At 72.6% G+C, this 13,021-nt stretch carries 11 protein-coding genes; 1 reads left to right on the forward strand and 10 read right to left on the reverse strand.

The genetic code is table 11. From position 1 onward, the window contains the following. Positions 1-15: 15 nt before the first annotated feature. The 8 genes from M2163_RS23315 to M2163_RS23350 form a co-directional block, all read right to left on the reverse strand. Positions 16-633 (reverse strand): TetR/AcrR family transcriptional regulator, encoded by a 618-nt coding sequence (locus M2163_RS23315; protein WP_280850877.1) that lies wholly within the window; start codon positions 631-633, stop codon positions 16-18. Then, entirely contained in the window at positions 621-1,355 is a 735-nt protein-coding gene (locus tag M2163_RS23320; RefSeq protein WP_280894917.1) for an enoyl-CoA hydratase family protein, read from the reverse strand. The genes M2163_RS23315 and M2163_RS23320 overlap by 13 nt, the downstream gene beginning before the upstream one ends. Then, positions 1,352-2,920 carry a 4-coumarate--CoA ligase family protein gene (locus M2163_RS23325; RefSeq protein WP_280894918.1) on the reverse strand — a complete coding sequence of 523 codons (1,569 nt, stop codon included), beginning with the start codon at positions 2,918-2,920 and terminating at the stop codon, positions 1,352-1,354. The genes M2163_RS23320 and M2163_RS23325 overlap by 4 nt, the downstream gene beginning before the upstream one ends. A gap of 34 nt (positions 2,921-2,954) precedes the next feature. Then, positions 2,955-4,085, reverse strand: coding sequence for an acyl-CoA dehydrogenase (locus M2163_RS23330; RefSeq protein ID WP_280894919.1), 1,131 nt, complete (start codon positions 4,083-4,085; stop codon positions 2,955-2,957). 42 nt (positions 4,086-4,127) lie between these two features. Then, entirely contained in the window at positions 4,128-5,969 is a 1,842-nt protein-coding gene (locus M2163_RS23335; protein ID WP_280894920.1) for a biotin carboxylase N-terminal domain-containing protein, read from the reverse strand. A gap of 12 nt (positions 5,970-5,981) precedes the next feature. Then, positions 5,982-7,580 (reverse strand): carboxyl transferase domain-containing protein, encoded by a 1,599-nt coding sequence (locus M2163_RS23340; RefSeq protein ID WP_280894921.1) that lies wholly within the window; start codon positions 7,578-7,580, stop codon positions 5,982-5,984. After that, positions 7,577-9,253, reverse strand: a complete 1,677-nt coding sequence (locus tag M2163_RS23345; RefSeq protein WP_280894922.1) for an acyclic terpene utilization AtuA family protein — start codon at positions 9,251-9,253, stop codon at positions 7,577-7,579. Before M2163_RS23345 ends, M2163_RS23340 begins: the two co-directional genes overlap by 4 nt. A 559-nt stretch (positions 9,254-9,812) precedes the next feature. Beyond that, the gene (locus M2163_RS23350; RefSeq protein ID WP_280894923.1) at positions 9,813-10,607 is read right to left on the reverse strand and encodes a TIGR03084 family metal-binding protein; all 795 of its coding nucleotides are present in this window, start codon (positions 10,605-10,607) and stop codon (positions 9,813-9,815) included. Positions 10,608-10,741: 134 nt separating this feature from the next. Between M2163_RS23350 and M2163_RS23355 the strand changes: the two genes are divergently transcribed. Further along, the gene (locus M2163_RS23355) at positions 10,742-11,482 is read left to right on the forward strand and encodes a class I SAM-dependent methyltransferase (RefSeq protein ID WP_280894924.1); all 741 of its coding nucleotides are present in this window, start codon (positions 10,742-10,744) and stop codon (positions 11,480-11,482) included. 24 nt (positions 11,483-11,506) lie between these two features. Here the strand turns inward: M2163_RS23355 and M2163_RS23360 are convergent, their stop codons facing one another. Both M2163_RS23360 and M2163_RS23365 read right to left on the reverse strand, forming a co-directional pair. Beyond that, complete coding sequence (locus M2163_RS23360) at positions 11,507-12,409, reverse strand: EamA family transporter (protein WP_280854167.1); 903 nt, start codon at positions 12,407-12,409, stop codon at positions 11,507-11,509. Positions 12,410-12,556: 147 nt separating this feature from the next. Further along, the gene (locus tag M2163_RS23365) at positions 12,557-13,000 is read right to left on the reverse strand and encodes a GNAT family N-acetyltransferase (RefSeq protein WP_280850868.1); all 444 of its coding nucleotides are present in this window, start codon (positions 12,998-13,000) and stop codon (positions 12,557-12,559) included. Positions 13,001-13,021 lie beyond the last annotated feature (21 nt).

Consider the following 13,021-nt stretch of genomic DNA (forward strand, 5'->3'; position numbering starts at 1 on the left):
CAGTTCCCCGCGCCCCTAAAGACGCAGGGCCTCGTCCATCAGTACGACCCACTGCGCCACAACCCTCTCCCGGCGAGCGTGGTCGTCCGTGAGGAGATTCGCCAGGCCCAGGCCCCTCGCCATGTCCAGGAGGCCCTGGACCGTCTCCCGGACGCCCGGCTTTGACTCGTCCGCGCCCAGCAGGTCCACCGCGATCCTGTGGGTCTCCCGGCCCACCCTCGCCTCCAGCTCCGTCACCTGGGGGCGCAGTTGCTCCTCGTTGGAGGCTGCCACCCAGAGGTGGAGGGCGGCTCGGAAGAGCGGGCCCGTGTAGAGGTCGACCAGGGCCGAGACGACCGCGCGGCGGTCGTCCGCGGCGCCCTGCGGGAACAGGGCGCGCAGGGCTGTGGAGCGTTCCTCCGCCACGTACTCGACCGCGGCCGTGAAGAGGGCCTCGCGGGTCGGGAAGTGGTGCTGGGCGGCGCCTCGGGAGACGCCGGCGCGTTCGGCGACGACGGTGACCGTGGAGCCGGCCCAGCCGTGTTCGGCGAGGCAGGCCACGGCGGCTTCGAGGAGGCGCTGCCGGGTGGCCCGGCTGCGGTCCTGCTTCGGCACGCGGTCGGCCCGGTCGCCGATCGTGGTCACACCACCCATGAGGGATCCCGTCGTTCCAGGAAGGCTGTCATGCCCTCGCGCGCGTGCGGGGAGGCGAACAGCCGGGCCGAGAGCGCGGTCAGGTCGGCCGCGTCCCGGTCGAAGGTCTCCAGCACCCTAGCGGTGAGCAGCCGTTTCGTCTCGGCCAGGGCCTCGGGGGCGGACCGGCGCAGGCCGCCCAGGATCGGTTCGAGTACGGCGTCCACGTCGTCGCCCGCCGCCGTCACCAGGCCGGTGCGGACCGCCTCGGCGGCGTCGAAGCGTTCGCCGGTGAGGTAGTGGCGGGCCAGGGCGCGGGGGTCGGTGCGGGGCAGCAGGGTCAGCGAGATGACCGCGGGGGCGACTCCGATCCGTACCTCGGTGAAGGCGAACGTCGACCCGGTGGACGCGGCGGCGATGTCGCAGGCGGCGAGGAGGCCGAGGCCGCCCGCGCGGACGTGCCCGGTGACGCGTGCGACGACCGGCTTGCCGAGTTCCAGGATCTGCCGCAGGAGTGCGACCAGGGCGTCCGGGTGCGGGGGGTCCTTCAGGTCGGCGCCCGCGGAGAAGGTGGTGCCGGTGTGGGTGAGGACGACCGCGCGGACGTCCGGATCGGTGGCGCAGTCCGTCAGCGCGGCGGCCAGCTCGCCCACCAGGGCGGCCGACAGGGCGTTGCGGTTGTGCGGGGAGTCGAGGGCGAGGCTCTCGACGCCACGCGCGCGTGTGCGGGTGATCACGGTCATGCGCGCTCCCTGAGCCGTCGGCGCAGGATCTTGCCGGAGGCGGCCCGGGGCACCGCGTCGAGGAAGGTGACCTGGCGGACACGTTTGTAGGGGGCGACGCGTTCGGCGACGTACATCATGACCTCGCTCTCGGAGAGGTCGCCCGCGGTGGGCTGGCGGACGACGAAGGCGTGCGGGACCTCGTTGCCCTGGTCGTTGTAGACGCCGATGACGGCCGCGTCGGCGATGCCGGGGTGGGTGAGCAGGAGGGCCTCCAGTTCGGCGGGCGCCACCTGGAAGCCCTTGTACTTGATGAGCTCCTTGACCCGGTCGACGACGAACAGCCAGCCCTCGGCGTCGACATGGCCGACGTCCCCGGTGTGCAGCCAGCCGTCGGCGTCGATCATCGCGGCGGTGTCGTCGGGGCGGCCGAGGTAGCCCTTCATGACCTGCGGACCGCGGATGAGGATCTCGCCGGGCTCGCCGGTGCCGAGGTCCTCGGCGGGGTCGTCGAGGGAGACGATCCGCATCTCGGTGCCCGCGATGAGCTTGCCGACGGTCCCGGGGGGTGCCTCGCGCATGGCGGACAGGGGGACGACGTGGGTGCCGGGCGAGAGTTCCGTCATGCCGTACGCCTGGCCGACGGGCGGCAGGCCGAGCCGGGCCGAGCAGGCGGCGGCGAGCCGGGCGTCCAGGGGGGCGGCGGCGCTGACGATGTAGCGCAGGGACGACAGGTCGTAGTGCTCGACCAGGGGATGCTTGGCGAGGGCGAGGACGATCGGCGGGGCCACGTACAGGCCGGTGATGCGGTGGTTCTGGATGGCCGCGAGGAAGGTCTCCAGGTCGAAGCGGGGCAGCACGACGACGGAGGCGCCGACGCGCAGGGGCGCGTTCATCAGGGCCGTGAGGCCGTAGATGTGGAAGAAGGGCAGGACCGCGAGGATGCGGTCCTCGGGGCCCGCCGACATCAGCGGCTGGAGCTGGGCGAGGTTGGTGGCGATCTGCCGGTGGGTGAGCATCACGCCCTTGGGGGTGCCGGTGGTGCCCGAGGAGTACGGCAGGGCCGCCACGTCCGTCGCCGGGTCGATGGCGACACGCGGCTCGGGGGCCGTCGAGGCCAGCATGTCGATGAGGGAGCGGTGGCCGGGGGCGCTGTCGCAGACGAGGATCTCCCGGACTCCGCCCGCGAGTTCGGCGGCCCGGCGCGCGGTCTCGAGGAGCGGCGAGACGGTGACGATCCAGCGGGCGGCGGAGTCGGAGAGCTGCTTGGCGAACTCCTCAGCCGTGGAGAGCGGGTGCACGGTCGTGACGGAGGCACCCGCGCGGGTGGCGGCGTAGAACGCGGTGGGGAAGGCGATCGTGTTGGGGCTGTGCAGCGCGAGCACGTCCCCCTTGACGACGCCCGCCTCCGCGAGGCCCGCGGCGACCCGGCGGTGGAACCGGTCCAGCTGTGCGTAGGTGAGGGTGGTGCCGTCGGTGCCGTCGATCAGGGCGGGCGCGTCACCGAACTCGGCGGCCCGGGCGAGGACCGCGTCATGGATGGGCAGTTCGACGGGCTGGACGTCTGCGTACTCGCTGCGGAACACGGTTCCTCCAAGACGGCCTGGTTTCCAGGGCGGCCTAGTACGACTTGGGCAGGCCGAGGGTCTGGTGGGAGACGTAGTTGAGAATCATCTCCCTGCTGACCGGTGCGATACGAGCCACGCGGGCGGCCGTTATCAGCGAGGCGATCCCGAACTCGCGGGTGAGGCCGTTGCCGCCGAGGGTGTGGACGGCCTGGTCGACCGCCTTCACACAGGCCTCCCCCGCCGCGTACTTCGCCATGTTGGCGGCCTCTCCCGCGCCCACGTCGTCGCCCTCGTCGTACAGGTGGGCGGCCTTCTGCATCATCAGGCGGGCCAGTTCCAGGTCGATGTGGGCCTGGGCGAGGGGGTGGGCGATGGCCTGGTGGGCGCCGATGGGGGTGTTCCAGACCGTGCGGTCCCTGGCGTACGTGATCGCCTGGGCGAGGGCGTAGCGGCCCATGCCGATCGCGAACGCGGCCGTCATGATGCGTTCGGGGTTGAGTCCTGCGAAGAGTTGCAGGAGGCCGGCGTCCTCGTCGCCCACGAGCGCTTCGGCGGGCAGGCGCACGTCGTCGAGGGTGAGCTCGAACTGCTTCTCCTGGGCGTTCAGTTCCATCTCGATCCGGCGCCTGCCGAAGCCCGGGGCGTCCCGGGGCACGATGAACAGGCAGGGCTTGAGGCGGCCGGTCCGGGAGTCCTCGGTGCGGCCGACGATGAGGGTGGCGTCGGCGATGTCGACGCCGGAGACGAAGACCTTGCGGCCGGTGAGGAGCCAGTCGGCTCCGTCGCGGTGAGCCGTGGTGGTGATGCGGTGGCTGTTGGAGCCGGCGTCGGGTTCGGTGATGCCGAAGGCCATCGTGCGGGTGCCGTCGGCGAGGGCCGGGAGCCACTCCTGCTTCTGGGACTCGGTGCCGAAGCGGGCGATCACCGTGCCGCAGATGGCGGGGGACACGATCATCATCAGGAGGGGGGCGCCGGCCGCGCCCAGCTCTTCGAGGACGATGGAGAGTTCGGCTATGCCGCCGCCTCCGCCTCCGTACTCCTCGGGGAGGTTGACGCCGAGGTAGCCGAGTTTGGCGGCCTCGGACCAGAGTGCCTCTCGGTCGTAGTCGCGGCCGTGGCGTTTGCCGAGGGCGGCTACGGCGTTACGCAGAGACTTGTGCTCATCAGATTCGATCGTGGGCATGTGGCTCCTTCGTTGGGGCTGGGCGCGCAGTTCCCCGCGCCCCTAGGCAGGTTCGACTACCGCCAGTAGAGAGCCGACCGTCACCTGTTGGCCGACAACTGCATTCAGTTCGCTGAGCGTTCCCGCGTGGGGAGCCGTGATCCTGTGTTCCATCTTCATCGCCTCCAGCCAGAGGAGAGGCTGGCCCGCCTCCACGGCGGCCCCCTCGGCCAGGCCGTCCGCGACGCGTACGACCGTGCCCGGCATGGGAGCCAGCAGCGAGCCCGGGACCAACTGGGCCTGCGGGTCCGGGAAGCGGGGCAGCGCCTTGAGCGCCGTGGCGCCGACGTGGACCTGGTCGCCGTACCTCGACACCTCGAACTTCCGCTCTACGCCGTCCACTTCGAGTACGACCCTGCTCGCGTCCGCGTGGATCACCCGGACCCCGTCCGCCTCCAGACCGTTCCTGGTGTGGCGGTAGGAGACCTCGTACTCCTCGCCCGCCATCTCGTAGCGCTTGGTCTGCGGGGTGGCGGGGAGGTTGCGGAAGCCGCCGAAGCGGGAGCGGCCGACCGCGTCCGCGAGGGCCGCCGCCAGGGGGGCCAGCGGGTCCGCGGCGGGCCCGGTGAGGTCGGGCAGGTGGCGGTCGTAGAAGCCGGTGTCCATGCGGGCCGTGGTGAACTCCTTGTGGCGCAGGGAGTTCAGCAGCAGGTCCCTGTTCGTGGTGGGGCCGTGGATGGTGGCCTTCTCCAGGGCTCCGGCCAGTTTGCGGACCGCCTCCGCGCGCGTGGGGGCGTGGGCGACGACCTTGGCGAGCATCGGGTCGTAGTGGACCCCTATGTCGTCGCCGCTCTCGTAGCCCGTGTCCAGGCGGACGGAGTCGGGGACCGACAGACGGTGCAGGGTGCCGGTCTGCGGAGCCCAGTCCCGGGACGGGTCCTCGGCGTACAGACGGACCTCGACGGCGTGGCCCCGCGCGCGCGGGGGCTGTTCGGAGAGGGGTGCCCCCTCCGCTATGCGGAGCTGTTCCGCCACCAGGTCGAGGCCGAACACCGCCTCCGTCACCGGGTGTTCGACCTGGAGGCGGGTGTTCATCTCCAGGAAGTGCGCCTTGGTGCCGGAGACCAGGAACTCGACCGTGCCCGCGCCCACGTAGTCCACCGCGCGGGCCGCCCGTACCGCCAGCTCGTGCAGTTCCGCCCTGAGGTCCTCCGGGAGGCCGGGGGCCGGGGCCTCCTCGATCACCTTCTGGTGGCGGCGCTGGAGGGAGCAGTCCCGGGTGCCCAGGGCCCAGACCGTGCCGTGGGTGTCGGCGAGGATCTGGACCTCGACGTGGCGGCCGTCCTCGACGTACGGCTCGACGAAGACCTCGCCGTCGCCGAAGGCGCTCGCGGCCTCCGCGCGTGCGCTCTCCAGTGCGGCCGCCAGGTCCTCCATGCGGCGCACGACCCGCATGCCGCGGCCTCCGCCGCCCGCGGCCGCCTTCACCAGCACCGGCAGATCGGCCGGGGTCACGTCCCGCAGGGGCGCCAGGCCCATCAGTTCCTTGGCGCGCGTCTTGGACGCCATCGCCTCGATCGCCCGCGGGGGCGGCCCGATCCAGACGAGGCCCGCGTCCAGGACGGCCCGGGCGAAGTCGGCGTTCTCGGAGAGGAAGCCGTAGCCGGGGTGCACGGCGTCGGCGCCGGAGGCCAGCGCCGCCTTCACGATCAGGTCGGCGCGCAGGTAGGTGTCGGCGGGGGACGCGCCCGGCAGCCGTACCGCCGCGTCCGCCGTGCGGGTGTGCAGGGCGTTCGCGTCCGGGTCCGAGTGCACCGCGACCGTCCGGATGCCGAGGTCGTGGCAGGTGCGGAAGATCCGGCAGGCGATCTCGCCCCGGTTGGCGACGAGCACAGAAGTGATCACTGAAGGTTTCCCTCACATCCGGAAGACGCCGAAGCCGCCGCGGGCGCCCTCGTAGGGGGCGGTGTGGATCGCGGACAGACACATGCCGAGGACCGTCCGGGTGTCGCGGGGGTCGATGACGCCGTCGTCGTAGAGCCGCCCGGACAGGAACATGGGCAGCGACTCGGACTCGATCTGCTGCTCCACCATGGCGCGCAGGGCGGCGTCGCCCTCCTCGTCGTAGGGCAGGCCCTTCGCCGCCGCGGACTGGCGGGCCACGATGGAGAGCACGCCGGCCAGCTGCTGGGGGCCCATGACGGCCGACTTGGCGGTGGGCCAGGCGAACAGGAAGCGGGGGTCGTAGGCGCGGCCGCACATGCCGTAGTGGCCGGCGCCGTAGGAGGCGCCCATGAGGACGGACAGGTGCGGGACCTTCGAGTTGCTGACCGCGTTGATCATCATCGCGCCGTGTTTGATGATGCCGCCCTGCTCGTACTCCTTGCCGACCATGTAGCCGGTGGTGTTGTGCAGGAAGAGCAGCGGGATGTCGCGCTGGTTGGCGAGCTGGATGAACTGGGCCGCCTTCTGGGACTCCGCGGAGAACAGGACTCCCTGGGCGTTGGCCAGCACGCCGACCGGATAGCCGTGCAGCGCCGCCCAGCCCGTCACCAGGCTCGTCCCGTACAGCGGCTTGAACTCGTCGAAGTCGGAGCCGTCGACGATCCGGGCGATCACCTCGCGCGGGTCGAACGGTGCCTTGAGGTCGCCGGGGACGATCCCCAGCAGTTCGTCGGCGTCGTACTTGGGCGGCTCGGCCGGGCCCGGATCGTCGTACGCCTTGCGGTGGTTGAGGCGGGCCACCACCCTCCGGGCCTGCCGGAGCGCGTCCCGCTCGTCCACGGCGAAGTAGTCGGCGAGGCCGGACACGCGCGCGTGCATCTCGGCACCGCCCAGGGACTCGTCGTCGCTCTCCTCGCCGGTGGCCATCTTGACGAGGGGCGGGCCGCCGAGGAACACCTTGGCCCGCTCCTTGACCATGATCACGTGGTCGGACATGCCGGGGACGTAGGCGCCGCCGGCCGTCGAGTTGCCGAAGACGACGGCGAGGGTCGGTATCCCGGCGGCCGACAGCCTCGTCAGGTCCCGGAAGATGGCCCCGCCCGGGATGAAGATCTCCTTCTGGGAGGGCAGATCGGCGCCGCCGGACTCCACCAGGCTGATGCAGGGCAGCCGGTTGGCGAGCGCGATGTCGTTGGCCCGCAGGGCCTTCTTCAGCGACCACGGGTTGCTCGCACCGCCGCGCACGGTCGGGTCGTTGGCGGTGATCAGGCACTCCACGCCCTCGACCACGCCGATGCCGGTGACGAGGGAGGCGCCGACCGTGTGGTCGCTGCCCCAGGCGGCCAGCGGGGACAGTTCCAGGAACGGCGTGTCGGGGTCGAGGAGCAGCTCGATGCGCTCGCGGGCGAGCAGCTTGCCGCGCTTCCGGTGCCGTTGGACGTACTTCTCACCGCCGCCCGCCAGCGCCTTCGCGTGCTCGGCTTCCAGCTCGGTGAGCTTGGCGAGCATGGAGTCGCGGTGGGCCCGGTAGTCGGGGCCGGTGGTGTCGAGGGTGGACTGAAGGATCGTCACAGCAGGGCCTCCGGGATGTCCAGGTGGCGGGAGCGCAGCCATTCGCCGAGGGCCTTGGCCTGCGGGTCGAAGCGGTGCTGGGCGGCGACGCCCTCGCCGAGGATTCCCTCGACGACGAAGTTCAGGGCGCGCAGGTGCGGGAGGTCGTGCCGGGTGACGGTCAAATCGGCGGTCTCCGGCAGGAGTTCCCGCAGCCGGTCGACGGTGAGGGTGTGCGCGAGCCACCGCCAGGCCTCGTCCGTGCGGACCCACACGCCCACGTTTGCGTTCCCGCCCTTGTCCCCGCTGCGGGCTCCGGCGACGAGCCCGAGAGGGGCGCGCCGGGTCGGACCGGCCGGCAGGGGCTCGGGCGGGGGTGGCTGCGGAGGGCTTTCGAGTACGGCGGTCTCCTGGGCCGGCGCCACAGGGATCCGCCGCCCGTCGTCGAGGACGGCCACATGGTCCACGGCTCCATGGGGGACGTACACATCCTCGAAGACCCCATAGGGCGAGCCCTTCCCCGGTGGGGCCAGCACATGGAAGCCGGGATAGCTCGCGAGGGCCAGTTCCACTGCGGCCCCGCTGAGCGCCCGTCCTACGGCCTCCTGGTCCGCGTCGCGGACGACCAGTCGCAGCAGGGCGCTGGCGGTCTCCTCGGTCGGGGCGTCCGGGCGGTCGGTGCGGACCAGGTCCCAGTCGACGTGGGCGACCTTGGCGAGGGCTGGCCCCATCTGCTCCCGCACCAGGGCCGCCTTGGCCTCGATGTCCAGGCCGGTCAGCACGAAGACGACCTCGTTGCGGAAGCCGCCGAGGCGGTTGAGGCCGACCTTGAGGGTGGGAGGCGGGGCCTCGCCGCGTACGCCGGAGATGCGGACACGGTCGGGGCCGTCCTGGGTGAGCCGGACGGTGTCGAGGCGGGCGGTGACGTCGGGGCCCGCGTACCGGGCGCCCTGCGTCTCGTACAGCAGCTGGGCCGTGACCGTGCCGACGTCCACGAAGCCGCCGGTGCCGGGGTGCTTGGTGATCACGGCGGTGCCGTCCTCGTGGAGTTCGGCGAGGGGGAAGCCGGGCCGTCGCAGATCGTGCCGGCCCTCCGCGAAGAACGCGTAGTTCCCGCCGGTCGCCTGGGTCCCGCACTCCAGCACGTGGCCGGCGACGACCGCTCCCGCGAGGCGGTCGTACTCCCCCGGCCCCCAGCCGAAGCGGGCGGCGGCGGGCCCGGTGACCAGGGCCGCGTCCGTCACCCGGCCGGTCACGACCACGTCCGCGCCCTCGCGCAGACAGGCCGCGATGCCGAAGCCGCCGAGGTAGGCGTGGGCGGCGAGGCTGCCGGGGTGGCGGGCGGTGAGGTCGTCGCCTTCCACATGCGCGACACGCGTCTCCAGGCCCAGGCGCTCGGCCAATTCCCTTACGCGCGCGGAGAGTCCGGCCGGATTGAGGCCGCCCGCGTTGGCGACGATCCGGACACCGCGCTCCCGCGCCAGGCCGAGGCACTCCTCCAGCTGCCGCAGGAACGTCCGGGCATATCCGGCGCCCGGGTCCTTCAGCCAGTCCCGGCCCAGGATGAGCATGGTCAGCTCGGCGAGGTAGTCGCCGGTGAGGACGTCGAGTTCACCACCGGTGAGCATCTCGCGCATCGCGTCGAAACGGTCGCCGTAGAAGCCGGAGGCGTTGCCGATGCGGAGGGGGTTCACTCGCCGGCCCCCTTCGCTGCCCGTCCCTGGCCGGACGGCCCGGCGAGGGGGGCCGGGGCGGCGCCGCTGGAGTGGTCGGCGTCCCGGCCGTCGCCCTGCCCGGCACCCGAGCGACCACCACGGCGAAGTCCGGGCGCCCTGCCGCTACGGAGGTCCTCCGCCACGCGACTCACACCGGGCGATCCCGCGAACACCACGCCCCTGCGAACAGCGCCCGCACCCACGGCAAGCCCCGCCCCCGACCAGCCGGCTCGAACCCCGCACGCCCCGCCGGAACACAGCTTCCCCGCCACGCGACCCGCACCGGGCGAGCCCGCGAGAACCTGGGCGAGCACAACCCGCCGATCGGCACCCGCGCCCTCGCCCCTCCCGCCACTCAAGCAGCCACCGCCAAACCCGAACCCCCTGCCGGCACAAAGACTCTCCGCCACGCGACCCGCACCGGGCAATCCCGCGAGAACCTGGGCGAGCACAACCCGCCGATCGCCACCCACACCCTCACACCGCCCGCCACCCAAGCAGCCACCCCGAACCCCGGCCCCCTGACCGATACGCAGACTCATCCGCGCACCCCCTTCGCCGCGCGCCCCGCGCCGGGTGGGCCCGCGAAAGCCTGGGCGATGTCGAGCCAGCGGTCCGCGTCCTGGCCCTGGGCGATCAGGGCGAGGTCGCTCCGGTGGGCCCGCTGGGTGACCAGGAGGCAGAGGTCGAGGGCGGGACCGGTGACGCAGTCGGTGGCGTTCTCGGGGCCGTAGGTCCACAACTCGCCCGAAGGGGCGGTGACTTCGATGCGGAACTCCTCGAACGGCGGGGTCAGCCCGTGCACGCCGAAGGCGAAGTCACGGGTGCGGACGCCGAGGCGGACGATGTGCCGGATCCGGTCGGTCGCCGCACGGGTCACTCCCAGCGCGTCCGCCACGTCCAGACCGTGGGCCCAGGTCTCCATGAGGCGGGCGGTGGCCATGGAGGCGGTGGACATGGGTGGGCCGTACCAGGGGAAGCGGGCGCCCTCGGGGGCCTTGCGCAGGGCCTCGGCCAGGTCCTCGCGTCCCGCCCGCCAGTAGGCGAGCAGTCGCGCCGGAGGCTTGCGGGCGCCCTCCGCCGCGCCCTCGTCCACGAAGTCCCCGGGGGCGGCCAGCGCCTTCTCGACCTCGCGGGAGAAGGCCTCCTGGTCGGTGACGGCGAGCAGGGAGGAGTGGTCGGTCCAGGCGAGGTGGGCGATCTGGTGGGCCACGGTCCAGCCGGGGGCGGGGGTGGCGAGCGCCCATTGCTCGGCGCTCAACTCGGCCACGAGCAGGTCGAGTTCCTCGCTCTCCGCACACAGGTCGTCGATGACGGGCGTGGGGTCTGCCATGGGGCGAGGATGTCAGCGACCCGGAAAACAAGCAAGCGTGATTGCATTATTTGTGGGCGCGAGGTCCGGGGGCCGGGGTGCGGGCCGCCGATATTCGGGGGCGCCCGCCCCCGGTCCCGCAGTACGGTCCCCCGGTGATCGATGACGACGGTTGGTTCGGAGAGTCCGTCGCGGCGACGTACGACGAGTCGTCGGCGGCGATGTTCGCGCCCGAGGCGGTCGAGCCCGCCGTGGAGGTGCTGGCGGAGCTGGCCGGCGGCGGGCGGGCCCTGGAACTGGGCGTCGGCACCGGGCGGATCGCACTGCCGCTGGCCGGGCGGGGCGTCGAGGTGCACGGGATCGAGCTGTCCCGGGCGATGGCGGACCGGCTGCGGGCCAAGCCCGGCGGGGACGCGGTCGGGGTGACGATCGGGGACTTCGCGACGACCCGGGTGCCCGGCACCTTCTCGGTCGCCTACCTGGTCTTCAACACGATCATGAACCTGACGACCCAGGACGCCCAGGTGGACTGTTTCCGCAATGTCGCGGCCCATCTGGAGCCGGGCGGCACGTTCGTCGTCGAGGTCATGGTCCCCCAGCTGCGGAAACTCCCGCCGGGCCAGAACGCGGTGCCCTTCCACGTCGGCGAGACGCGTCTGGGCTTCGACACCTACGACCTCGCCACCCAGGCCATGGCCTCGCATCACGTCAGTGTCGAGGACGGCCGGGGCTCCTTCCGGTCCATCCCCTTCCGGTACGTGTGGCCCGCCGAGCTGGACCTCATGGCCCGGCTGGCCGGGATGCGGCTGCGGGAGAGGTGGGCCGACTGGAGCCGCGCCCCCTTCACCGGCGACAGCGAGTCGCACGTCTCGGTGTGGGAGATGGCCGGGGGCTGACCGGCGGACCCGTGTGGACGTGGGTCACACGGCCGCTTTGCCCCGCCCCACCTGCGTCCGGACCGCTCCCATGCTCGCCACGATCACGAGCGCGACGGCGAGCGCCTGGAGTGCGGAGAGCGCCTGGCCCAGGATCAGGAAGCCCGCGAGGGCGGCCAGGCCCGGCTCCAGGCTCATCAGGACCGCGAAGGTGGAGGCGGGCAGGCGGCGCAGGGCCAGGAGTTCGAGGGTGTAGGGCAGTACGGAGGACAGCACGGCCACCGCCGCGCCGAGCGCCACGGTCACGGGGTCGAGGAGCCTGCCGCCCGACTCCACGACACCGAGCGGCAGGAACGCCAGCGCGCCGATCGCCATCGCCAGCGCGAGCCCGTCGGCCTGCGGGAAGCGGCGGCCGGTACGTGCGCTGAAGACGATGTACGCCGCCCACATCGCGCCCGCGCCCAGTGCGAAGGCCACGCCCAGCGGGTCCAGGGCGCCGAAGTCCCCGCCGCCGAGGAGGAAGACGCCGGTGAGCGCGAGGGCGGCCCAGACGGCGTTGACCGCGCGGCGGGAGGCGAGCACCGAGAGGGCGAGCGGGCCGAGGACCTCCAGGGTGACCGCGGCGCCGAGGGGGATGCGGTCGACGGCCTGGTAGAACAGGCCGTTCATCGCGGCCATGGCGAGACCGAAGACGACGACGGTGCCCCAGTCGGTGCGAGAGTGGCCGCGCAGCCGGGGGCGGCAGACCACGAGCAGCACGATCGCCGCGGCCAGCAGGCGCAGGGTCACCACCCCGAGCGCGCCGGCCCTCGGCATCAGGGTCACGGCCAGCGCCGCGCCGAACTGCACGGAGACACCGCCGGCGAGGACCAGTCCGACGGGACCGAGGGAGCCGAGGCGGCGGGGGCCGCCGGTGGGCGTCGTGGCGACCGGGGTCGAGGAGGGCAGGTCGGTGCTGGGGGCGATCACGGGGCTTCCAGGAGGTCGGTTCGGCGGCTACTGTTCATCACGCTGCACTGCTTGGTCCAGGTTAATGGACTTCGTCAGGCGCGTAAACCCGTATACGACTGTCACGCAAGCGGTGCCGGTGCAGGGTCAGGGGCGCACCATGAACACGTCGACCGGGTCCTCGCTCTCGACGACGAAGCCGTGCCGCTCGTAGAGCCGCCTGGCCGCGCTGCCCTGGAGGACGTTCAGGCGGACGGGCCGCCGTCCGTCGGCCTCGGCCCGCGAGAGCAGGGCGCGCAGGACGGCCGAGCCCAGTCCGCGCCCCTGGAGTTCCGGGTCGATGAAGAAGTGCTCCAGCCAGTGCCCGTCCTCGGCGGGGCGCAGCGCGACACAGCCCGCGAAGCGGCCCTCGGCCTCGACGACCGACAGGTGCTCGGCGACGAACGCGTCCCGGAACCGCTGCCGCACCCGCTCCTCGTCGAACCGGCCCAGCCGCTCCAGATCGGGCCGCATCACCACGGCCCGCAGCTCGGCTATCGGCTCGACATCGGCCGTCGTCGCGGGCCGCAGCACCCAGGTACTCGTGTCCATGCGCGGAGTCTGCCAGGACGG

Origin of the sequence: Streptomyces sp. SAI-135 (genome assembly GCF_029893805.1) — a bacterium.
GTDB lineage: Bacteria > Actinomycetota > Actinomycetes > Streptomycetales > Streptomycetaceae > Streptomyces.

What these genes read in the sequence shown, in the direction of transcription:
- M2163_RS23315 (WP_280850877.1), bottom strand. Translation starts at nt 633, where the DNA reads ATGGGTGGTGTGACCACGATCGGCGACCGGGCCGACCGCGTGCCGAAG.
- M2163_RS23365 (WP_280850868.1), bottom strand. Translation starts at nt 13,000, where the DNA reads ATGGACACGAGTACCTGGGTGCTGCGGCCCGCGACGACGGCCGATGTC.
- M2163_RS23330 (WP_280894919.1), bottom strand. Translation starts at nt 4,085, where the DNA reads ATGCCCACGATCGAATCTGATGAGCACAAGTCTCTGCGTAACGCCGTA.
- M2163_RS23350 (WP_280894923.1), bottom strand. Translation starts at nt 10,607, where the DNA reads ATGGCAGACCCCACGCCCGTCATCGACGACCTGTGTGCGGAGAGCGAG.
- M2163_RS23320 (WP_280894917.1), bottom strand. Translation starts at nt 1,355, where the DNA reads ATGACCGTGATCACCCGCACACGCGCGCGTGGCGTCGAGAGCCTCGCC.